Below are 22,150 nucleotides of genomic sequence, written 5' to 3' on the forward strand. Positions count from 1 at the left end.
CTTAGCTCTCCTTCGGCGGCGCATTTTCGCTGATGTAGTTAGCCAGCTTGCAGTACTGCTCTACGGAAATGTTCTCCGCGCGCATCGCCGGGTCGATACCCAACTGAGCTAACACGTCAACAGTAAACAGATTGCCAAGGCTGTTACGAATCGTTTTACGACGCTGGTTAAAGGCTTCGGTGGTGATGCGGCTCAGCACGCGCAGATCCTTCACCGGATACGGCTTCGTTTTATGCGGCACCAGGCGCACAACCGCTGAGTCAACTTTTGGCGGCGGCGTAAATGCCGATGGCGGTACTTCGAGTACCGGGATCACGTTACAGTAGTACTGTGCCATCACGCTTAAACGACCATACGCTTTACTGTTCGGCCCTGCAACCAGTCGATTAACGACCTCTTTTTGCAACATGAAGTGCATGTCAGCAATGGCATCAGTATAGCTAAACAGGTGGAACATCAGCGGCGTGGAGATGTTATACGGCAGGTTGCCGAATACGCGCAGCGGCTGGCCCATTTTCTCCGACAGTTCGCCGAAGTTCATGGTCATGGCATCCTGCTGATAAATGGTCAGTTTCGGCCCGAGGAACGGGTGCGTCTGCAGGCGCGCTGCCAGATCGCGGTCCAGCTCGATGACGGTAAGTTCATCCAGACGCTCGCCAACCGGTTCGGTCAGAGCGGCGAGGCCCGGCCCGATTTCGACCATTGCCTGGCCTTTCTGTGGATTGATAGCCGAAACAATACTTTCGATCACGAACTGATCGTTGAGGAAGTTTTGCCCGAAACGTTTACGGGCTAAATGGCCCTGGTGGACGCGATTATTCATTGAGTATTAACAATCATTTTGATGGCGAGATTAAGCGCCGTAATAAAACTGCCGACATCTGCTTTTCCCTGGCCTGCTAAATCGAGCGCAGTACCGTGGTCAACAGAAGTACGAATAAAGGGTAAACCGAGGGTAATATTCACCCCGCGGCCAAATCCCTGGTATTTTAGCACGGGAAGGCCCTGATCGTGGTACATCGCCAGCACGGCGTCTGCATGATCCAGGTATTTCGGTTGAAACAGGGTATCGGCAGGCAGCGGCCCGCTGAGATTCATGCCTTTCGCGCGCATCTCTTCCAGCACCGGAATGATGGTGTCGATCTCTTCCATACCCATATGCCCACCTTCACCCGCATGTGGGTTCAGGCCGCATACCAGCACGTGCGGATCGGCAATACCGAATTTGGTGCGTAAATCGTGGTGCAGGATGGTAATGACGTCGCGCAGCAGATCCGGCGTAATGGCGTCGGAAATGGCTTTGATGGGCAGGTGCGTCGTCGCCAGGGCGACCCGCAGCTCCTCGGTTGCCAGCATCATCACCACTTTTGCGCTGTGCGACCGCTCTTCAAAAAACTCGGTATGACCGGTAAAGGCCACGCCGGCATCGTTGATCACCCCTTTATGGACCGGGCCGGTGATCAGCGCGGCAAATTCCCCGCTCAGACAGCCATCGCAGGCGCGCGCCAGCGTCTCCACCACATAATGACCATTTTCAGTGCTCAACTGGCCGGGGATAACCGGCGTGCGTAGCGGGACAGGTAGCAGCGTTAAGGTGCCTGCTTGCTGGGGAAGGGGAGCGTTTTCTGCCTGATACGGCAGAAGCGTGAGCGGGAGATTAAGCTGTTTCGCTCGCGCTTCGAGCACGCTGGCATCGGCGCAGATCACCAGTTCGACCGGCCAGCTGCGCTGGGCAAGCTGGACGACCAGGTCGGGACCAATCCCGGCGGGTTCGCCGGGAGTGATGACAACACGATGTTGTTTCATTAGTTGCTCAGGACTTTGACGTAGGCGCTGGCGCGTTGTTCCTGCATCCAGGTCGCTGCTTCTTCAGAGAACTTACGGTTGAACAGCATACGGTATGCACGATCTTTTTGCGCCGCATCGGTTTTATCCACATTGCGGGTATCCAGCAGCTCGATGAGGTGCCAGCCGAAGGTGGAGTGAACCGGTTCGCTCATCTGACCTTTGTTCATTCTCATCAGCGCATCGCGGAAGGCCGGATCGTAAATATCCGCAGCCGCCCAGCCCAGATCGCCGCCCTGATTCGCGGAACCTGGATCCTGAGAGAACTCTTTCGCGGCGTTGGCGAAGGAGGTTTTACCGCTGCGAATATCGGCGGCAATTTGCTCCAGCTTGGTACGCGCCTGCGTATCAGACATGATCGGCGAGGTTTTCAGCAGAATGTGGCGGGCGTGCACTTCCGTCACGGAGATGCTCTGGCTCTGGCCGCGCAGATCGTTCACTTTCAGAATATGGAAGCCCACGCCGGAACGGATTGGACCCACGATGTCGCCTTTCTTCGCCGTGCTCAGCGCCTGGGCAAAGATAGAAGGCAGCTCCTGAATACGACCCCAGCCCATCTGGCCGCCTTTCAGCGCCTGCTGGTCAGCGGAATAGGTGATCGCCAGTTTGCCGAAATCACCGCCATTACGCGCCTGATCGACGATGGAACGTGCCTGGCTTTCCGCCTCGGCCACCTGGTCAGAAGATGGGTTTTCTGCCAGGGGGATCAGGATGTGGCTCAGGTTCAGTTCGGTGCTGGCATCGTTCTGGTTGCCCACCTGTTTCGCCAGGGCATCCACTTCCTGCGGCAGGATGGTAACGCGGCGACGCACTTCGTTATTGCGCACTTCTGAAATCAGCATCTCTTTGCGGATCTGATTACGGTAGGTCGAATAGCTGATGCCGTCATAGGCCAGACGGCTGCGCATCTGGTCCGGGGACATATTGTTCTGCTTCGCAATGTTGGCGATAGCCTGATCGAGCTGCTCATCAGAGATCTTCACACCCATCTTCTGACCCATCTGCAGAACGATTTGATCCATGATCAAACGTTCAAGGATCTGATGACGCAGCGTGGAATCGTCCGGAAGTTGCTGACCTGCCTGACCCGCGTTGAGCTTCACAGACTGCATTAAACCATCAACGTCGCTCTCAAGTACCACACCGTTGTTCACAACGGCAGCGACTTTGTCGACAACCTGTGGGGCCGCGAAGCTGGTATTCGCGACCATAGCGATACCGAGCAGCAGCGTTTTCCAGTTCTTCATACTTTTTCCATATCAATTAACCGCAAAGCGGATTACGTGTTAAATCAAGTACATCACAATGAACTACGGTACGGCAGAATCGGTGAGCGCAGCATCTGCTGAGTACCCAGACCATAGTTGGAACTCAGGCCACGGAGTTCGATGTTAAAGCCGATGACGTTATCGTACTCGCTCTGATTTTTGTCTGGATCCCAGCCGTTAAGCTTACGTTCGTATCCAACGCGAATCGCATAGCAGCAGGAGTTGTACTGCACACCCAGCATCTGATCTGCAGACTTATTCTGGTTGGTATCGAAGTAGTAGGCTCCCACCACCGACCAACGATCGGCAATTGGCCAGCTTGCGATGCCTCCCACCTGCGAAATGCCCTCTTTCGTTTGTTCGGACGTGGCAAAGTTAGGTAACGTCGCCTGGATATATTCCGGGCTGGCGTAACGATAGCTGAGCTGTACCATTCGGTCTGCATCACGACGGTACTCGATTGAACCGCTACCGGTGGCAACATTGTTCAGCCGCGTGTCATATTGCACGCCGCTGCGCAGACCCCAACGATCGGTTATGCGCCAGTAAGTATCTCCGGCCCATACCAGCGATCCTTTTTTGTCGTCCTTCTCCCACTGGATATTGTCATCACCGGTACGTGCTTCGGTGAAGTAGTAGATTTGACCCACAGAAGCATTAAAACGTTCAACTGCAGCATCATCATAAATACGCGTTGTGACCCCGGTGGTCACCTGGTTGGCCGATGCAATACGGTCCAGACCACCGTAAGTACGGTCGCGGAACAGGCCGCTGTAATCAGATTGCAGGAATGAAGAGTCATAGTTCTGGATATTGCTCTGATCGCGGTACGGCACATAGAGATACTGGGCGCGCGGCTCCAGCGTCTGGGTATAGCCCTCGCTCCAGTTCATGTCGCGCTCGAAGACGAGCTTGCCGTCCACTTTAAACTGCGGCAGCACGCGGTTAACGGAATCTTCCAGACGCGTGCCATGATTGGCATTGTACATTTCCAGATTATCCTGCTGATAGTGGGTCGCCATCAGCTTCACTTCGGTATCGAGGCTGGCCCAGTCGTTTGAAACAGGCAGGTTAATCGTTGGCTCAAGGTGCAGACGCGTTGCTTCAGGCATGTCAGAGTCAGTATTGACGAAATGCACCGCCTGGGCGTAGACCCGGGTGTCAAAAGGACCCACATTATTCTGGTACCAGTTAACATCAAGCTGTGGCTCTGCAGCATAGGTGCTCTGCGTTTGGTCGCTAAAGACCTGGAACTGTTTGGTGGAAACGGTCGCGTCAAAATTCTGTACTACATAGCCCGCGCTGAATTTCTGCGTGGCGTAGCCATCGGTACTTGAGCCGTATTTAGAGGTAAAGTCGTTAAAATAGCTCGAGTCGCTGACTTTGGTGTAGTCGACGTTAAAACGCCACACCTGATCCATTACGCCCGAGTGCTGCCAGTAGTACAACCAGCGATGGCGATTATCCCCGGAGGTGTTTCTTGGATCATCCTCATACACTTTATCCGATGGCAGATAGTCCAGCTCCATCAGACCCGAACCCGCATGCGTCAGATAGCGGAACTCGTTCTCCCACATGATGTTGCCGCGCTTGTGGATATAGTGCGGCGTGATCGTCGCGTCCATGTTGGGCGCGATATTCCAGTAGTACGGCAGGTAGAACTCAAAGTAGTTTGAGGTGCTGTACTTGGCGTTCGGGATCAGGAAGCCGGAGCGACGTTTGTCACCCACGGGCAGTTGCAGATAGGGGCTATAGAAGACCGGCACCGGGCCGAGCTTAAAGCGGGCGTTCCAGATCTCCGCAACCTGCTCTTCGCGATCGTGGATCACTTCGCTACCTACCACGCTCCAGGTATCCGAGCCTGGCAGACAGGAGGTAAAGGTCCCGTTTTCCAGAATGGTGTAGCGGTTTTCACCGCGCTGTTTCATCAGGTCCGCTTTACCGCGACCCTGGCGGCCAACCATCTGGTAATCACCTTCCCAGACGTTAGTGTCTTTGGTATTCAGGTTCGACCAGGCTTTCGGACCTTTCAGGATGACCTGATTATCGTCATAGTGCACATTACCCAGCGCATCGACCGTACGTACCGGTTCGGCTGCGCCTTCTGGCTGTTTCTGGTGCAACTGCACTTCATCGGCCTGCAAACGGCTGTTGCCCTGGTTAATATCCACATTCCCGCTAAACAGGGCGTCGTCAGGATAGTTCCCTTTTGCGTTGTCAGCGGTGATGGTAACCGGTAGCGTGTTCGTATCACCCTGTACCAGCGGGCGATCATAGCTGGGGATACCCAGCATACATTGCGAGGCGAGATCGGCTGCCAGACCCTGTTGACTGTACAGAGCCGTAGCTATCATCGTGGCCAGAAGGGTGGGGATACGTTTTTTCATACGTTTTATTTATTGTTCCGTCATCAGTGGCTTATCGCTGGCAAACGGTCAGAGACTATCTTACTCATCATCACAGTGCCAGCGTTAATCCTGCCCGTAAACGAGCCATGGTGATAGGCTCGTTATTGAATGACGAGTATGATAATGCAAATTATAGGCGATGTCCTTCACTTGACCGTGGCCAGGCCACCGGAATGATGGCGTTGCGCTGGATCAAATCGATCACCATTTGGGGAGTATATGCAGTATTGGGGAAAAATTATCGGCGTAGCGTTCGCTTTACTGATGGGCGCGGGCTTCTGGGGTATCGTTCTGGGGCTGCTTATCGGCCATATGTTTGATAAAGCGCGCAGTCGCAAGATGGCCTGGTTCGCTAACCAGCGTGAACGCCAGGCGCTTTTTTTTGCGACAACCTTCGAGGTAATGGGCCATCTGACCAAATCGAAAGGGCGTGTCACCGAGGCCGACATCCATGTCGCCAGCCAGTTTATGGATCGCATGAACCTGCACGGTGACTCCCGGGCGGCCGCGCAAAACGCATTTCGTATCGGTAAGGCGGATAACTATCCCCTGCGCGAAAAAATGCGTCAGTTCCGCAGCATCTGCTTCGGGCGCTTCGACTTAATTCGGATGTTTCTGGAGATTCAGATCCAGGCGGCGTTTGCCGATGGGTCGCTCCACCCGAACGAACGTGAAGTGCTGTATGTTATCGCCGAAGAGTTGGGCATTTCCCGCACCCAGTTCGATCAGTTCCTGCGCATGATGCAGGGCGGCGCACAGTTTGGCGGCGGCTATCAGCAACAGCAGGCGGGCGGTGGCGGCTGGCAGCAGGCGCAGCGTGGTCCTACCCTGGAAGATGCCTGTAATGTGCTGGGCGTGAAGCCAACCGATGAACCGACAACCATCAAGCGGGCCTACCGTAAGCTGATGAGCGAGCATCACCCGGATAAGCTGGTGGCCAAAGGTTTACCGCCAGAGATGATGGAGATGGCGAAGCAAAAAGCGCAGGAAATTCAGAAAGCCTACGAGCTTATCAAAGAGCAGAAGGGCTTTAAGTAAGGAAGCGGTTGGCCCGGCGGCAAGGGGTGCTGCCGGGCAACGGATCAAAAGTCTGCCGGTGCCTTAAAGGTCATCGGCGTACCGTATTCCGGGTGGGTGATGGTGAGCATCTGTGCATGCAGTTGCAGACGCGGCGCCATCGCCCGGGCTTCCGGCGTGGCATAAAAGCGATCCCCCAGAATCGGGTGACCCAGCGCCAGCATATGCACACGCAGCTGGTGCGAGCGGCCGGTAATCGGTTTTAGCAGCACGCGGGCGCTGTTGTCCGCCGCGTACTCCAGCACTTCATACTCGGTTTGCGCCGCCTTGCCGGTCTCGTAGCAGACCTTCTGCTTCGGGCGGTTAGGCCAGTCGCAGATCAGCGGCAGATCAACCAGCCCTTCCGCCGGTTGTGGATGACCCCAGACGCGCGCCAGGTACTGCTTCTTCGGCTCACGCTCTCGAAACTGACGTTTCAGCTCGCGCTCTGCCGCCTTGGTCAGCGCCACTACAATCACTCCGCTGGTGGCCATGTCCAGACGGTGGACGGACTCCGCCTGCGGATAATCGCGCTGAACGCGCGTCATCACGCTGTCTTTGTGCTCATCCAGCCTGCCCGGCACGGACAACAGGCCGCTTGGCTTGTTGACCACCATAATATGCTCATCCTGATAGAGAATGACCAGCCACGGATCCTGCGGCGGATTGTAGGGTTCCATCAACATGTTTCGCTCCGCTTACTGATGCGTCACAACGATAAGGCGCAGCGCATCCAGACGCCATCCCGCCTGATTCAGGCTCTCAAGCACCTGCTGACGATTGGTTTCAATCGCCGCCAGTTCATCGTCACGAATATTGGGGTTCACCGCACGCAGGGCCTCGAGACGAGAGAGCTCCGCAGACAGTTTTTCATCCGCCTCGCTGCGCGCCGCGTCAATCAGGGCGCGCGCTGCTTTCTCAACCTGAGACTCACCCTGCTGGAGGATGGCGTAGACATCCTGCTGCACCGCATTCACCAGCTTGCTGCCGGTATGGCGATTCACCGCGCTCAGCTGGCGGTTAAAGCTCTCAAACTCGACCTGCGCCGCCAGGTTGGTACCGTTTTTGTCCAGCAGCAGACGCACCGGCGTGGCAGGCAGGAAACGGTTGAGCTGCAGCTGTTTCGGTGCCTGGGCCTCTACCACGTAGATCAGCTCCAGCAGCAGGGTACCCACCGGCAGCGCCTTGTTCTTCAGCAGCGAAATGGTGCTGCTGCCGGTGTCGCCGGAGAGGATCAGATCCAGACCGTTGCGGATCAGCGGGTGTTCCCAGGTGATGAACTGCGCATCCTCGCGGGACAGCGCCACATCACGCTCGAAGGTGATGGTGCAGCCATCTTCCGGCAGGCCCGGGAAGTCCGGCACCAGCATGTGATCGGACGGGGTCAGCACAATCAAGTTCTCGCCGCGATCGTCCTGGTTGATACCGACGATATCAAACAGGTTCATGGCGAAGCTGATCAGGCTGGTATCGTCATCCTGCTCTTCAATGCTCTCTGCCAGCCGCTGGGCTTTCTCGCCGCCGTTGGAGTGGATCTCCAGCAGGCGGTCGCGGCCCTGCTCCAGCTGCGCTTTCAGGGCGTCATGCTGTTCACGGCAGGTTTTGATCAGCTCATCAAAGCCGTCGGTGTTTTCCGGCGCCGCCAGATAGCCTGTCAGCTCGTTATGCACGCTATCGTAAATGGTACGACCGGTCGGGCAGGTATGTTCAAACGCATCCAGCCCTTCGTGGAACCAGCGCACCAGCACCGACTGGGCGGTTTTTTCCAGATACGGAACGTGGATCTGAATGTCGTGCGCCTGACCGATACGGTCCAGACGACCGATACGCTGCTCCAGCAGATCCGGGTTGAACGGCAGATCGAACATCACCAGACGGCTGGCGAACTGGAAGTTACGCCCCTCGGAGCCGATTTCGGAGCAGAGCAGCACCTGGGCGCCGCTGTCCTCTTCGGAGAACCATGCCGCCGCGCGGTCGCGCTCGATAATGGACATGCCTTCATGGAACACCGCCGCGCGAATACCTTCCCGCTCGCGCAGAACCTGCTCAAGCTGAAGCGCGGTGGTAGCTTTGGCGCAGATGACCAGCACTTTCTGGGAACGGTTGGCGGTCAGATAGCCCATCAGCCATTCAACGCGCGGGTCGAAGTTCCACCAGGTGCCGGTATCGCCTTCAAACTCCTGATAAATCTGTTCCGGATAGAGCATGTCCCGGGCGCGCTCTTCCGCTGTTTTACGCGCGCCCATGATGCCGGAGACCTTGATCGCCGTCTGATACTGGGTGGGCAGCGGCAGGCGAACGGTATGCAGCTCGCGTTTCGGGAAGCCTTTCACCCCGTTACGGGTATTACGGAACAGCACGCGGCTGGTGCCGTGCCTGTCCATCAGCATGGAGACCAGCTCCTGGCGTGCGGCGTCGGCGCCTTCACGATCGCTGTTGGCCGCCTGGAGTAGCGGCTCGATATCCTGCTCGCCAATCAGATCGCTCAGGGTGTTGAGCTCGTCGTTGGAGAGGTGCTTGCCCGCCAGCAGCAGGGCAACGGCATCCGCCACCGGGCGATAATTTTTCTGCTCTTCGACAAAGAGGTCAAAGTCATGGAAACGGTTTGGATCCAGCAGGCGCAGACGCGCGAAGTGGCTCTCCAGACCCAGCTGTTCCGGCGTAGCGGTGAGCAGCAGTACGCCAGGTACGCGCTCGGCCAGCTGTTCAATCGCCATATATTCACGGCTCGGCGCGTCGACATTCCACACCAGATGGTGCGCTTCATCGACCACCATGATGTCCCACTCGGCATCACAGAGGTGCTCAAGACGCTGCTTGCTGCGGCGGACGAAGTCCAGGGAGCAGATCACCAGCTGTTCGGTTTCGAACGGGTTATCGGCGTCGTGCTGGGCTTCGGCGTAGCGCTCGTCGTCAAACAGGGAGAAACGCAGGTTGAAGCGACGCAGCATCTCCACCAGCCACTGGTGCTGCAGGGTTTCTGGCACCACAATCAGCACGCGCTCGGCCGCGCCGGAGAGCAGCTGCTGGTGCAGGATCATGCCCGCTTCGATGGTTTTACCTAAACCGACTTCATCCGCCAGCAGGACGCGCGGCGCATGGCGGCGGCCAACGTCATGGGCGATGTTGAGCTGATGGGGGATCAGGCTGGTGCGCTGGCCACGCAGACCGCTCCACGGCATGCGGTACTGCTCGCTCTGGAACTTGCGCGCACGGTAGCGCAGCGAGAAGCGATCCATACGGTCGATCTGACCGGCGAACAGGCGATCCTGAGGTTTGCTGAAGACCAGTTTGCTGTCGAGCAGCACTTCGCGCAGCATGACACCCGTCTCTTCGGTATCCAGTCGGGTTCCGATATAGGCGAGCAGTCCATTCTCTTCTTTTACGTCTTCAATCTTCAGCTGCCAGCCTTCATGGCTGGTAACGGTGTCGCCCGGGTTGAACATCACGCGGGTGACAGGGGAATCATTGCGAGCATACAGACGGTTTTCACCGGTGGCGGGGAAAAGGAGAGTCACCATACGCGCATCCAGCGCCACTACAGTTCCTAACCCAAGTTCGCTTTCTGTGTCGCTGATCCAGCGTTGACCAAGTGTAAAAGGCATATTTGTTCGGCTCTAATCTTTAATTGCAGGCAATAGTTCAACCACCGTTCAGGAATGACGGTCGTCGAATAATGGGTCCGGGAATGGAAAGGGCGCTATGGTACTGGATGGCAGCGATTTCGTCACCTGTCAAAATAGCCCCAACTGACCTGTCATCAGTGTAGCAAAGTCGTCGTCCATGAACGGTAAAATTCCCTCTGCGACGGGCTGTAGCTGGCGCGTGAGGTAGTGCTCATAGTCAAGGGGCGAACGCTGATAATCCACCGGCTCCGGGCCGCTGGTGGTCCAGACATACTTGATGGTGCCTCGGTTCTGGTATTGCGGCGCGCGCCCAAGACGGACGTTCTCTTCATCGGCAAGCCGGGCGGCACGAACGTGGGGCGGCACGTTGCGCTGATACTCCGCCAGCGGGCGACGCAGGCGCTTGCGGTAGACCAGCTGGTCATCCAGTTCGCCCGCCATCAGGCTGGCGATGGTCTCGCGCACAAACTCCTGGTAGGGTTCGCGCCGAAAAATTTTCAGATAAAGCTCCTGCTGGAAACGCTGCGCCAGCGGGGTCCAGTCGGTACGGACGGTTTCCAGCCCTTTAAATACCATCCGCTGCTTTTCCCCCTCCTGGATAAGCCCGGCATAGCGCTTCTTGCTGCCCTGATCGGTTCCCCGAATGGTGGGCATTAGAAAACGGCAGAAGTGGGTCTCATACTCCAGCTCCAGAGCGCTGGTCAGGCCAGCCTGTTGCAGATGCGTTCGCCACCAGCTGTTAACAAATTCCACCAGCGACTGGCCAATGGCGGCAGCCTCCGCTTCGGCGTGGGCGCCCCTGAGCCAGACGAAGGTCGAATCGGTATCGCCATAAATCACATCATAGCCCTGGGATTCCACCAGCACTTTGGTCTGGCGCATGATCTCGTGGCCGCGCATGGTAATCGACGAGGCCAGGCGCGGGTCGAAGAAACGGCAGGCGCTGGTGCCGAGCACGCCATAAAAGGCATTCATGATGATCTTCAGCGCCTGGGAAAGCGGCTTATTGCCGTGGCGCTTGGCCTCTTCGCGCCCGTACCAGATCTGGCTGACGATCTCCGGCAGGCAGTGTTTTTCCCGGGAGAAACGCGCCCCGAGGAAGCCCTCAGTGCTGTGCTGCTCATCCGGCTGGGCGAGCCCTTCCACCAGGCCGACCGGATCGATAAGAAAGGTGCGAATGATCGACGGATAGAGGCTTTTGTAATCCAGCACCAGCACCGAGTCGTACAGGCCGGGGCGGGAGTCCATCACATAGCCGCCGGGGCTGGCCTGGGGCGGCACGTCACCGAGATTGGGGGCTACATAGCCCGCCCGGTGCATGCGCGGAAAGTAGAGATGGCTGAAGGCGGCCACGGAGCCGCCGTGGCGGTCGGCCGCCAGGCCATTGACCGTGGCGCGCTCCAGCAGAAACGGCATGATCTCGGTTTTGTGGAAAATCCGCGTCACCAGCTCGCAGTCTTTCAGGTTATAGGTCGCCAGGGCCGGTTTATCTTCGGCGAAGCGGCGGTCAATTTCGTCCATCCTGTCCCAGGGATTGTCGATGGATTTACCTTCCCCGAGCAGCTCCTGCGATACCGATTCCAGCGAGAATGACGAGAAGCTCCAGAAGGCAGATTTCAGCGCCTCGATGCCGTCGATAATTAAGCGCCCGTTCGCCTGGGCAAAGAAGACGCCGTTTTTAAAGCCGTGCTCGCGCCACTCCAGCTCGCTGTTGCCGCGTCCGAGCAGCAGAGGGATGCGGTAGCGCTCGGCATGTTTTTGCAGAATGCGCAAATCAAACTGCACTACGTTCCAGCCGATGATGACGTCCGGGTCGTGCCGGGCAAACCAGGCATTCAGTTTTTCGATCAGCTGCGGGCGGCTGTTGACGTACTCCAGCTGGAAATCGAGCCCCGAGGCATCGCCGTTGGCCGGGCCCAGCATATAGACAACCCGCTGGCCGCAGCCTTCGATGCCGATGCAGTACAGCTCCCCGTGCCGGGTGGTTTCAATGTCCAGCGACGCCCATTTCAGGGGCGGGCGATAGTGCGGATTGGGTTTGAGACGGGCGTTGATCAGCCGTGCGCCCTGGGGCGTACCGTCCACCCAGACCGGGGCGGTGATAAAGCGCTCCATCAGAAAGCGCTCCGGGGGGCGAATATCGGCCTCAAAGAGGGTCACGCCCGCCTCGCGCAGCAGCTTTTCATAACGCATCAGCTGGCGGTGGGCACGGCAGTATAGGCCGTAAACCGGACGACGGTGGAAATCTTTCAGCTCAAGGGGCGTCAGCCGCCAGCCGTTTTCACCCTGCAGCAACTGGCGGGCTTTTTCGACGTCAGGCTCGGGAATAAAGGCAACGGACTCCTGGACAGACAGGGTGACGTTTAGCGGGCCGGTATCTGTCGCCAGCCAGAATTCAACTTCGGTACCCTGGGGCGTATCCCGCCAGTGCCGGGTGAGTAAAAAGCCTTGTTGCGCCTGCGCCACGCCGTTCTCTCATAAAACAAAACCAGGCCTGATTATAGCCTGGTTAAGGGGGGGGTGCTGGGGTTTTATACAGGTATGCTTTGCCGGATGGCGCTGCGCTTATCCGGCCTGGGAGACCTGTAGGCCCGGTAAGCGTAGCGCCACCGGGCGGGTTTTACTGCCCGTAATAGGCCTTCGCGCCGTGCTTACGCAGATAGTGTTTATCCAGCAACGTCTGCTGCATATCCGGCAGCTGCGGCGCCAGCTGGCGGCAGAAGATGCCCATATAGGCCACCTCTTCCAGCACGATAGCGTTATGCACCGCATCCTCGGCATTTTTACCCCACGCAAACGGGCCGTGAGAGTGAACCAACACCCCCGGCATCTGCGCGGCGTCGATACCCTGTTTCTCGAAGGTTTCAACAATCACGTTGCCGGTTTCCCACTCATACTCGCCGTTGATCTCGGCATCGGTCATCTTGCGGGTGCAGGGGATGGTGCCATAGAAGTAGTCGGCGTGGGTGGTGCCGGTCGCCGGGATCGGCTGGCCTGCCTGCGCCCAGATAGTGGCGTGGCGGGAGTGAGTGTGGACGATGCCGCCGATGGACGGGAAGGCCTGATAGAGCAGGCGATGCGTTGGCGTATCGGAGGAGGGCTTTTTCTTCCCCTCAACCACTTCACCGGTGGCGATGCTCACCACCACCATATCGTCGGCAGTCATTACCCGGTAGTCGACGCCGGACGGTTTAATGACGAACACCCCTGCTTCGCGGTCCACGGCACTGACGTTGCCCCAGGTCAGGGTAACGAGATTATGTTCCGGCAGGGCGAGGTTGGCTTCAAGCACCTGACGTTTGAGATCTTCCAGCATGTATCCTCCAGGAAAAAAGGCCCGCCCTGCGGCAGGCCAAAGGTTCCCCTGTTAACGTTTTGAACCGTAGTAGACTTCGTTCCAGCGCAGCGCTTCTTTAAAGGCTGGCAGACGGGTGTCGTTATCAATGACCGTCAGTTCGATATCGTGCAGTTCCGCGAACTGACGCATGTCGTTGAGATCCAGCGCATGGCTGAAGACGGTATGGTGCGCGCCACCTGCTACGATCCAGGCTTCGGAAGCGGTTGCCAGATCCGGCTGGGCTTTCCACAGGGCGTTCGCCACCGGCAGTTTCGGCAGGGAATGCGGCGTTTCAACGGCGTCGACGCAGTTCACCAGCAGGCGGAAGCGATCGCCCAGATCGATCAGGCTGGCGTTAATGGCCGGACCGGTACGGGTGTTGAAGATCAGACGCGCTGGATCGGCTTTGCCGCCGATGCCGAGATGCTGAACGTCGAGGATTGGTTTTTCATCCACGGCGATCGACGGGCAGACTTCCAGCATGTGCGAACCCAGCACCAGATCGTTGCCGTCCTCGAAGTGGTAGGTGTAATCCTCCATAAAGGAGGTGCCGCCCTGCAGACCGGTCGACATCACTTTCATGATGCGTAGCAGAGCGGCAGTTTTCCAGTCGCCTTCACCGGCAAAGCCGTAGCCCTGCTGCATCAGACGTTGTACCGCCAGGCCCGGAAGCTGCTTCAGGCCGTGAAGATCTTCAAAGGTGGTAGTAAAGGCATGGAAGCCGCCCTGTTCCAGGAAGCGTTTCATGCCCAGCTCAATACGGGCTGCATCCAGCACGTTCTGGCGCTTATCACCATTCACCTGTGCCGCCGCCGTCAGGCGATAGCTGCTTTCGTACTCATCCACCAGCGCATTGACGTCGCCATCGCTGATTTCATTGACGACCTGCACCAGATCGCCCACCGCCCAGGTGTTGACGGAAAAACCAAATTTGATCTGCGCGGCCACTTTATCGCCGTCCGTTACCGCCACTTCACGCATGTTGTCGCCGAAGCGCACCACTTTCAGCTGGCGGGTATCCTGCTTCGATACGGCCTGGCGCATCCAGGAACCAATCCGCTGGTGCGCCTGCTTGTCCTGCCAGTGGCCAGTGACGACAGCATGCTGCTGGCGCATACGCGCGCCGATGAAGCCGAACTCACGGCCGCCGTGCGCGGTCTGGTTCAGGTTCATAAAGTCCATATCAATGCTGTCCCACGGCAGCGCCGCGTTGAACTGGGTATGGAACTGCAGCAGCGGTTTGTTGAGGATGGAGAGGCCGTTGATCCACATCTTGGCCGGAGAGAAGGTGTGCAGCCACACCACCAGACCCGCGCATTTATCGTCGTAGTTAGCATCGCGACAGATATGGGTAATTTCATCCGGGGAGGTGCCCAGCGGCTTCAGCACCAGCTTGCACGGCAATTTTGCTTCCGCATTCAGGGCGTTTACGACATGTTCTGCGTGTTGAGTCACCTGGCGCAGGGCTTCCGGCCCATAAAGATGCTGGCTACCAATCACAAACCACACTTCATAATTATTAAAAATCGTCATTATCGTGTCCTTAATGTGTCAGGGTTGCCGTAGATTCCGGGATGTTCTTAACCGGGGCGGCGACAGGGAGATAGTGCTGCTCAGCGCTCTTCGCCCACTGCTGGTAGCGCTGATAAAGCTGTTCAAAACGTTGCGCCTGCTGCGCGCGCGGCTGCAGGGTACTTTCCACCTTGCTCGCCATATGCTGCTGCGCTGTCGGAATGTCGGTGTGTACGCCCGCCGCCACCGCCGCGAAGATCGCCGCGCCCAGGGCACAGCACTGATCCGAGGCGACAATCTGCAGCGGACGGTTCAGCACGTCGCAGCAGGCCTGCATGATCACCGGGTTCTTACGGGCGATACCGCCCAGCGCCATCACCTCATTGACGGCGATCCCCTGTTCGGTAAAGCACTCCATAATGGCGCGCGCGCCAAAGGCGGTAGCCGCTACCAGCCCGCCAAACAGCGCCGGGGCGTCGGTGGCGAGATTCAGATCGGTAATCACCCCTTTCAGGCGCTGGTTGGCATTCGGCGTACGGCGGCCGTTAAACCAGTCGAGAACGACCGGAAGATGATCGAGGGAAGGATTCTTCGCCCAGGCGTCGGTCAGCTGCGGCAGGAGCTGTTTTTTGCTCTCTGCGATCTGGGTTTTCAGTTCCGGATGGGCGGCGGTCAGTTGATCCAGCGGCCAGCCCAGCAAGCGGCCAAACCAGGCGTAGATGTCGCCAAAGGCGGACTGACCCGCTTCCAATCCGATAAAGTCCGGTACCACGCTGCCGTCAACCTGGCCGCAGATACCTTTTACGGCGCGATCCCCGACGCTGGCTTTATCCGCTGTCAGGATGTCGCAGGTGGAGGTGCCGATCACTTTCACCAGTGTGTTGGGCTGTGCGCCCGCGCCGACTGCGCCCATGTGGCAGTCAAAAGCGCCGCCGGAAATGGCCACCGTCTGGGGCAGGCCCAGGCGTTCCGCCCACTCGGCGCAGAGCGTGCCGACCGGGATATCAGCGGTCCAGGTATCGGTAAAGAGCGGGTAGTCGAGGTTCTGGTTGATGATCGGGTCGAGTTCGTCAAAGAAGGCGGCAGGCGGCAGGCCACCCCAGCTTTCATGCCAGAGGGATTTGTGCCCGGCGCTACAGCGACCGCGACGGATATCCTGCGGACGGGTAGTGCCGGAGAGCAGGGCCGGAACCCAGTCACACAGCTCAATCCAGGAGACTGCCGCTTTTGCCACCTGCGGATCCTGACGGGTAACGTGCAGGATCTTCGCCCAGAACCACTCGCTGGAGTAAATGCCGCCGATGTAGCGGGAGTAGTCGTTTTTGCCTGGCTGATGGCACAAACGGGTGATGGCTTCGGCTTCTTCCACCGCGGTATGGTCTTTCCACAGCACAAACATGGCGTTCGGGTTATCGGCGAATGCCGGATGCAGTGCCAGAACGTGACCATCGGCGTCAATCGGCGCCGGGGTAGAGCCGGTGCTGTCCACGCCAATCCCGACGATCTGAGCGCGCTGCGCCTCGCTTAACTCTGCCAGCACGGTTTTGATTGCCGCTTCCATCGACTCGATATAGTCACGTGGATGATGGCGGAACTGATTGTTTGGCGCATCGCAATAGCGCCCCTCTTGCCAGCGCGGATACCACTCGACGCTGGTTGCTATCTCCTGACCCGTAGTGCATTCCACTGCCAGGGCGCGTACTGAGTCACTGCCAAAATCGAGGCCAATCGCAATTGCCATGGTGTTGCTCCATCAAAAAACAGATATGAATGAACATTAGAGAGTGAGGGGGAAAATCGTCAGGCGGGATCCGCTAATCTTATGGATGATTTTGCTGTGACATGGGAAAGTGTGACGCCGAGCAAATAATCCATGTGGACATTTCTGCCGTGGTTATAGACACTTTTGTTACCGCCGACCCGCTCGATGTTACGGATAAATCGCAACGGAAGCGTTATGATGGCGGATCTGAAAGCGGGCTGATACCTTTTCGATCTTTGTGTAGCCCGTTTTTATGCCGCTTTTGATGATATGGACAAATGGTTTCCTTCAGGACTGCCAGGAGGACTGAAAATATGGCTGAAACGCAAAGCGATCCGCTGCTGCCGGGCTACTCGTTTAACGCGCATCTGGTGGCGGGACTGACGCCCATTGAGGCTGACGGCTATCTCGATTTTTACGTTGACCGACCGCTGGGGATGAAGGGCTATATCCTCAACCTGACCGTGCGCGGAGAGGGGGTGATCAAGAATGGCGATCAGACCTTCGTCTGCCGTCCGGGCGATATTCTGCTCTTCCCGCCGGGTGAAATTCATCACTATGGCCGTCATCCCGATGCCCGGGAGTGGTATCACCAGTGGGTCTACTTCCGCCCGCGCGCTTACTGGCAGGAGTGGCTGGCCTGGCCGTCGATGTTTGCCCATACCGGCTTTTATCGCCCGGATGAAGCGCATCAGCCGCAGTTTCGGGAGCTGTTTGCCCAGATCATCGAGGCCGGGAAGGGCGGGGGGCGCTATGCCGAGCTGCTGGCCATCAACCTGCTGGAACAGCTGCTGCTGCGCCGGATGGAGGCGATCAATGAATCGCTCAACCCGCCGCTGGATCACCGGGTGCGCGAAGCCTGCCAGTACATCAGCGACCACCTGGCGGACAGCCAGTTTGATATCGCCAGCGTCGCCCAGCATGTCTGCCTGTCGCCGTCGCGTCTGTCGCACCTGTTCCGCCAGCAACTGGGGGTGAGCGTACTGAGCTGGCGCGAGGATCAGCGCATCAGCCAGGCCAAGCTGCTGCTCAGCACCACCCGCATGCCAATTGCCACCGTCGGGCGCAACGTGGGCTTTGAGGATCAGCTCTACTTTTCCCGGGTCTTTAAAAAATGCACCGGCGCCAGCCCCAGCGAATTTCGCGCAGGGTGTGAATAGAAAGTAAATAAAACTAAACAAGTTCGCTGGATCCTGTTCACACCCGGTAAACTATTCAGACAATTGTTGTCTTGACGCAGCAGGGCGCTCTTCGCAGAATCCCTGCTTCGTCACCTGACCGGAACTGTTATGCAGGCATTGCTGGAACATTTTATTACCCAGTCCGTTACCTATTCGCTCGTCGCCGTCGCGCTCGTGGCCTTCCTGGAATCTCTGGCGCTGGTTGGACTGATCCTGCCCGGCACGGTGATGATGGCCGGGCTCGGCGCGCTGATTGGCAGTGGCGAGGTTAACTTCTGGCAGGCGTGGCTGGCGGGGATCGTCGGCTGTCTGCTGGGCGACTGGATCTCATTCTGGCTGGGCTGGCGCTTTAAAAAGCCGCTGCACCGCTGGTCATTCATGAAAAAGAACAAAGCCCTGCTCGATAAAACCGAGCATGCCCTGCATCAACACAGCATGTTCACCATTCTGGTGGGGCGATTTGTTGGCCCGACGCGCCCCCTGGTGCCGATGGTGGCGGGGATGCTGGATCTGCCGGTGGCGAAATTTATCGTGCCGAACCTGATTGGCTGTCTGTTCTGGCCGCCAATTTACTTCCTGCCGGGCATCCTGGCCGGCGCGGCAATCGATATTCCTGCCGGTGTACAGAGCGGGGGCTTCCGCTGGCTGCTGCTGGCGACCGCGCTGCTGCTGTGGCTGGCGGCCTGGCTCTGCTGGCGGCTGTGGCGCAGCGGGAAAGCGTCCTCGGATCGCCTCAGCCGCTATCTGCCGCGTGGACGCTTATTCTGGCTGGCTCCCGTCACCCTGGGCGTGGCGCTGGTGGCACTGGTGATGCTGGTCCGTCACCCGATGATGCCGGTGTATGGCGAGATCCTGCTTAAGGTTGTCAGCCGCTGATCGGCATCAGTGGATCCCCAGCAGGCGCGACGCGCTCGCGTTTCCGCTTGCCAGCTGTTCCGTATCGCCATCCCAGGCGATACGGCCATCGGCAATCACCACCGACCGGGGGGCGATCCTGAGCGCATCTTCCACACTGTGCGATACCATCAGCATCGTCAGCTGCTGGCGCCCGCACACCTCTTTGACCAGCAGCAGCATCTCCTGGCGTAAGGCGGGATCGAGTGCCGAAAAGGGCTCGTCCAGCAGCAGGACAGGCTGCTCACGCACCAGACAGCGCGCGAGCGCGACGCGCTGACGCTGACCGCCCGAAAGCTCACCAGGCAGACGTTCCAGCAGATCGCCGATCCCCATCTGCAGCGCGATGTCGCTTAGCTTCTGCTGTTGCACTGCGTTGAGCCTGAGGCCGGGATGCATGCCCAGGCCAATGTTCTGGCGCACGTTCAGATGAGTGAAGAGATTGTTTTCCTGAAACAGCATCGACACCGGGCGCGCAGCAGGCGGCGTGCGGGTGTGATCGTGACCATTAAGGATGATGCTGCCGTTGGCCGGTTGCAGAAAACCGGCGATCAGATTGAGAAGGGTGCTTTTCCCGGCGCCGCTGGGGCCGAGCACGGCGATAAGTTCGCCCCGGCGCACGGACAAGTTGAAGCGCATCGGCAGGTGCTGATAAAGCCAGGTTACATCAGTCAGTTTTAACATCACGCCCCGGTAGTTTTTCGATAACGGTAAATAACGCAAAGCAGAGCAGCAGCAGCAGTAGCGCTGTGACGGCCCCGTCCTGGCTGCGATACGAGCCGATCTGCTGATAGAGCCAGAACGGCAGGGTGCGGAAATCATCATTGCCAAACAGCGCCACCACGCCGAAATCGCCGATCGACAGTACGCAGGCAAAGGCCAGCGCCTGGGCCAGCGGGCGCTTCAGGGCGCGCAGCTCTACCACCTTCAGCCGCTGCCAGCCGTGCATCCCCAGCGAGTCGCAAAGCAGGGTATAGCGGGCGCTGAGGTCGCGCATCGGATTTTCCAGCACTTTCAGCGCGTAGGGGATCGCCATCAGGGCGTTGGTGAAGATGACAATGCCATCGGCCGATTCGGGCAGGCCAATGGTGCTGTTGAACAGCAGGAAAAAGCCGCTCGCCAGCACGATGCCGGGCATCGCCAGGATCAGCATGCCGCTGAGATCCAGCGCCTGTCCGGCCACAATCGCCTGACGGGCATAGAGCTCCCGGCTGCTCCACAGCAACATCATGGTCAGCAGCACGCAAAGCAGCCCGGCGCCCAGGGCAATGCGCAGCGAAGTGCCCAGCGCCTGCCACAGCACCGGCTGTTGCAGCACCGACAGCAAATTCAGGTTCAGACCATCGACCACCACCGCCAGCAGCGGCGGGAGCAACAGCAGCAGGGCGAGGGTGATGAGCAGGCCATCGGTCAGACGGCTGCGCAGGCTATCCTGCGGATCGCGCCAGCCGGCAAGCTGGCTGGCGCCGATGGGGATCGCTTTTCCCAACCGCTGGCTCAGCATCACCAGCCCCAGACAGCAGACCATCTGCACCATCGCCAGTAGCGCCGCGCGGCCCGGATCGTAGTCGTAACTCAGGGCCTGATAGATGGCGAGCTCGATGGTGGTGGCCTGCGGCCCGCCGCCGAGTGAGAGCACGGTGGCGAAGCTGGCAAAGCAGAGCATAAAGATCAGCGCGGCGACGGGGGGGATCTGGCGGCGCAGCCATGGCCATTCGACAAAACGGAAAAATGACCCGCCGCGCATCCCGAGCTGGGCGGCAAGCTGGCGCTGTTCGCCGGGGATATTTTCCAGCGCCTGTAAGAGCAGGCGCGTTGCCATCGGCATGTTGAAAAAGAGGTGCGCCAGCAGTATCCCCTGCAGGCCATAGGGCGAGAAATTCCACTCCAGCCCGAGCGCCTGGAATAGCGCGGCCAGCCAGCCCTGACGCCCGTAAACGCTGAGAATGCCAAATACCGCCACCAGTACCGGCAGGATCAGGGTCATGGCGCACAGGCGTAGCAGCGCCTGCCTGCCAGGGAAGCGACGCCGGTAGAGCGCGCGGGCAAGAAATATCGCGGGCACGACGGAGAGCAGGGCGGAGAGAAACGCCTGCCAGAACGAGAAGCGGATAACGTGCCACAGATAGCTGTCGTGCAGAAGCGCCGCGACGTCGGTGGCTGGCGCGTTAAACCACAGCGCCAGAAATGCGCCCAGGGCGACGGCCACCATCAGCGTGGCGGCCAGCAGCCCCGGCAGCAACCAGCCGGCGATTAACGGCTGACGGCGCGTTGCCATTCACTGACCCATGCTGCACGTTTCCCGGCCACTTCCTGCGGGGTAAATTCCAGCGTGGTTTGCGGTTTCACCAGGGTGTCAAAACCTGCCGGTAACGTCACATTGGTCACCGGGTACATCCAGTTGCCGGTCGGGATGGCGTTCTGGAACGACGGAGAAACCATAAATTTCAGGAACTTCTCAGCCAGCTCCGGCTGTTTGCTGGCTGCGGTCCGGGCGGCGACCTCAACCTGCAGATAGTGACCTTCAGCAAAGTCAGCGGCGGCATAGTTCTCTTTTTTCTCGGCGATGATGTGGTACGCCGGGGAGGTGGTATAGCTCAGCACCAGATCGCTTTCCCCTTTCAGGAACAGACCATAGGCTTCGCTCCAGCCTTTGGTCACGGTGACCGTTTTGGCGGCCAGTTTCTGCCAGGCTTCCGGGGTCTTGTCGCCGTAGACCTTTTGCATCCACAGCAGCAGACCCAGCCCCGGGGTGCTGGTGCGGGGATCTTCGTAGATCACCCGCCACTTCTGGTCGCTCTCAACCAGCTCTTTCAGGCTCTTTGGCGGATTTTTCAGCTTGTTTTTGTCGTAGACGAAGGCGAAATAGCCGTAATCGAAAGGCACAAAGGTGTCGTTCTTCCAGCCGCCAGGGACGTTAACCGCCTCGGCCGCCACACCGCTTTTGGCGAACAGCCCGGTCTGGGTGGCTGCTTCCAGCAGATTGTTATCCAGCCCCAGCACCACGTCGGCTTTGCTGTTTTTGCCTTCCATGCGCAGGCGGTTCAGCAGCGAGACGCCATCCTCCAGCGCCACGAACTTCAGCTCGCACTTGCAGTCGGCCTCAAAGGCTTTTTTGACCGCCGGGCCCGGGCCCCAGTCGGCAGCGAAAGAGTCATAGGTGTAGACCGTCAGGACAGGACTGGCAACGGCAGGCAGCGCAACCAGCGCCAACAGGGGAAGAACAGTTTTGAACACTTTGCACCTCATTGTTTGAGAGTG

The 22,150-nt window shown here is 58.6% G+C and carries 16 protein-coding genes; 3 read left to right on the forward strand and 13 right to left on the reverse strand.

Annotation, left to right across the window (positions count from 1 at the left end):
- Nucleotide 1: 1 nt before the first annotated feature.
- From rsmA to lptD, 4 genes are read right to left on the reverse strand one after another with little or no spacing between them, the layout of a single operon-like run.
- Entirely contained in the window at nt 2-823 is an 822-nt protein-coding gene (rsmA, locus tag C2U54_RS08535; RefSeq protein ID WP_103178236.1) for a 16S rRNA (adenine(1518)-N(6)/adenine(1519)-N(6))-dimethyltransferase RsmA, read from the reverse strand.
- A complete protein-coding gene (gene pdxA, locus C2U54_RS08540) occupies nt 820-1,806 on the reverse strand; it encodes a 4-hydroxythreonine-4-phosphate dehydrogenase PdxA (protein ID WP_103178237.1) in 987 nt (328 codons plus the stop codon). The genes rsmA and pdxA overlap by 4 nt, the downstream gene beginning before the upstream one ends.
- Nucleotides 1,806-3,092: a peptidylprolyl isomerase SurA gene (gene surA, locus C2U54_RS08545; protein ID WP_103178238.1), complete on the reverse strand. Its 1,287-nt coding sequence runs from the start codon at nt 3,090-3,092 to the stop codon at nt 1,806-1,808. The genes pdxA and surA overlap by 1 nt, the downstream gene beginning before the upstream one ends.
- Before the next feature lie 53 nt (nt 3,093-3,145).
- The gene (lptD, locus tag C2U54_RS08550; protein WP_103178239.1) at nt 3,146-5,500 is read right to left on the reverse strand and encodes an LPS assembly protein LptD; all 2,355 of its coding nucleotides are present in this window, start codon (nt 5,498-5,500) and stop codon (nt 3,146-3,148) included.
- A gap of 240 nt (nt 5,501-5,740) precedes the next feature.
- Here lptD and djlA point away from each other — a divergent pair, with 240 nt between their 5' ends.
- Entirely contained in the window at nt 5,741-6,559 is an 819-nt protein-coding gene (gene djlA, locus C2U54_RS08555; RefSeq protein WP_103178240.1) for a co-chaperone DjlA, read from the forward strand.
- Nucleotides 6,560-6,603: 44 nt separating this feature from the next.
- On the opposite strand, the gene rluA is transcribed toward djlA, so the two are convergent.
- The 6 genes from rluA to araB all read right to left on the reverse strand — a co-directional run bounded on the left by rluA (nt 6,604) and on the right by araB (nt 16,793).
- Entirely contained in the window at nt 6,604-7,263 is a 660-nt protein-coding gene (gene rluA / locus C2U54_RS08560; RefSeq protein WP_103178241.1) for a bifunctional tRNA pseudouridine(32) synthase/23S rRNA pseudouridine(746) synthase RluA, read from the reverse strand.
- 12 nt (nt 7,264-7,275) lie between these two features.
- Complete coding sequence (rapA, locus tag C2U54_RS08565) at nt 7,276-10,182, reverse strand: RNA polymerase-associated protein RapA (protein ID WP_103178242.1); 2,907 nt, start codon at nt 10,180-10,182, stop codon at nt 7,276-7,278.
- 129 nt (nt 10,183-10,311) lie between these two features.
- On the reverse strand, nt 10,312-12,669 hold the full coding sequence (polB, locus tag C2U54_RS08570; RefSeq protein WP_103178243.1) for a DNA polymerase II: 2,358 nt from the start codon (nt 12,667-12,669) through the stop codon (nt 10,312-10,314).
- A 154-nt stretch (nt 12,670-12,823) separates the two neighbouring features.
- Nucleotides 12,824-13,519 carry an L-ribulose-5-phosphate 4-epimerase gene (gene araD, locus C2U54_RS08575; protein WP_032616482.1) on the reverse strand — a complete coding sequence of 232 codons (696 nt, stop codon included), beginning with the start codon at nt 13,517-13,519 and terminating at the stop codon, nt 12,824-12,826.
- 51 nt (nt 13,520-13,570) lie between these two features.
- A complete protein-coding gene (gene araA, locus C2U54_RS08580; RefSeq protein WP_103178244.1) occupies nt 13,571-15,073 on the reverse strand; it encodes an L-arabinose isomerase in 1,503 nt (500 codons plus the stop codon).
- A gap of 10 nt (nt 15,074-15,083) precedes the next feature.
- Complete coding sequence (gene araB / locus C2U54_RS08585; RefSeq protein ID WP_103178245.1) at nt 15,084-16,793, reverse strand: ribulokinase; 1,710 nt, start codon at nt 16,791-16,793, stop codon at nt 15,084-15,086.
- Nucleotides 16,794-17,128: 335 nt separating this feature from the next.
- On the opposite strand from araB, the gene araC reads away from it, so the two are divergent.
- Complete coding sequence (gene araC, locus C2U54_RS08590; RefSeq protein ID WP_103178246.1) at nt 17,129-17,974, forward strand: arabinose operon transcriptional regulator AraC; 846 nt, start codon at nt 17,129-17,131, stop codon at nt 17,972-17,974.
- Between the two features lie 129 nt (nt 17,975-18,103).
- A complete protein-coding gene (locus C2U54_RS08595; protein WP_103178247.1) occupies nt 18,104-18,871 on the forward strand; it encodes a DedA family protein in 768 nt (255 codons plus the stop codon).
- 6 nt (nt 18,872-18,877) lie between these two features.
- Here C2U54_RS08595 and thiQ read toward each other — a convergent pair whose 3' ends face one another.
- Genes thiQ through thiB form a run of 3 tightly spaced genes read right to left on the reverse strand, consistent with a single transcriptional unit; the run spans nt 18,878 to nt 22,126 of the window.
- Nucleotides 18,878-19,573 (reverse strand): thiamine ABC transporter ATP-binding protein ThiQ, encoded by a 696-nt coding sequence (thiQ, locus tag C2U54_RS08600; protein ID WP_103178248.1) that lies wholly within the window; start codon nt 19,571-19,573, stop codon nt 18,878-18,880.
- On the reverse strand, nt 19,557-21,167 hold the full coding sequence (gene thiP / locus C2U54_RS08605) for a thiamine/thiamine pyrophosphate ABC transporter permease ThiP (protein ID WP_103178249.1): 1,611 nt from the start codon (nt 21,165-21,167) through the stop codon (nt 19,557-19,559). The genes thiQ and thiP overlap by 17 nt, the downstream gene beginning before the upstream one ends.
- Nucleotides 21,143-22,126 (reverse strand): thiamine ABC transporter substrate binding subunit, encoded by a 984-nt coding sequence (gene thiB, locus C2U54_RS08610; RefSeq protein ID WP_103178250.1) that lies wholly within the window; start codon nt 22,124-22,126, stop codon nt 21,143-21,145. The genes thiP and thiB overlap by 25 nt, the downstream gene beginning before the upstream one ends.
- Between the last annotated feature and the right edge of the window lie 24 nt (nt 22,127-22,150).

The organism is Leclercia sp. LSNIH1, assembly GCF_002902985.1.
Taxonomy (GTDB): domain Bacteria; phylum Pseudomonadota; class Gammaproteobacteria; order Enterobacterales; family Enterobacteriaceae; genus Enterobacter.

What these genes read in the sequence shown, in the direction of transcription:
- rsmA (WP_103178236.1), bottom strand. Translation starts at nt 823, where the DNA reads ATGAATAATCGCGTCCACCAGGGCCATTTAGCCCGTAAACGTTTCGGG.
- pdxA (WP_103178237.1), bottom strand. Translation starts at nt 1,806, where the DNA reads ATGAAACAACATCGTGTTGTCATCACTCCCGGCGAACCCGCCGGGATT.
- surA (WP_103178238.1), bottom strand. Translation starts at nt 3,092, where the DNA reads ATGAAGAACTGGAAAACGCTGCTGCTCGGTATCGCTATGGTCGCGAAT.
- lptD (WP_103178239.1), bottom strand. Translation starts at nt 5,500, where the DNA reads ATGAAAAAACGTATCCCCACCCTTCTGGCCACGATGATAGCTACGGCT.
- djlA (WP_103178240.1), top strand. Translation starts at nt 5,741, where the DNA reads ATGCAGTATTGGGGAAAAATTATCGGCGTAGCGTTCGCTTTACTGATG.
- rluA (WP_103178241.1), bottom strand. Translation starts at nt 7,263, where the DNA reads ATGTTGATGGAACCCTACAATCCGCCGCAGGATCCGTGGCTGGTCATT.
- rapA (WP_103178242.1), bottom strand. Translation starts at nt 10,182, where the DNA reads ATGCCTTTTACACTTGGTCAACGCTGGATCAGCGACACAGAAAGCGAA.
- araD (WP_032616482.1), bottom strand. Translation starts at nt 13,519, where the DNA reads ATGCTGGAAGATCTCAAACGTCAGGTGCTTGAAGCCAACCTCGCCCTG.
- araA (WP_103178244.1), bottom strand. Translation starts at nt 15,073, where the DNA reads ATGACGATTTTTAATAATTATGAAGTGTGGTTTGTGATTGGTAGCCAG.
- araB (WP_103178245.1), bottom strand. Translation starts at nt 16,793, where the DNA reads ATGGCAATTGCGATTGGCCTCGATTTTGGCAGTGACTCAGTACGCGCC.
- araC (WP_103178246.1), top strand. Translation starts at nt 17,129, where the DNA reads ATGGCTGAAACGCAAAGCGATCCGCTGCTGCCGGGCTACTCGTTTAAC.
- C2U54_RS08595 (WP_103178247.1), top strand. Translation starts at nt 18,104, where the DNA reads ATGCAGGCATTGCTGGAACATTTTATTACCCAGTCCGTTACCTATTCG.
- thiQ (WP_103178248.1), bottom strand. Translation starts at nt 19,573, where the DNA reads ATGTTAAAACTGACTGATGTAACCTGGCTTTATCAGCACCTGCCGATG.
- thiP (WP_103178249.1), bottom strand. Translation starts at nt 21,167, where the DNA reads ATGGCAACGCGCCGTCAGCCGTTAATCGCCGGCTGGTTGCTGCCGGGG.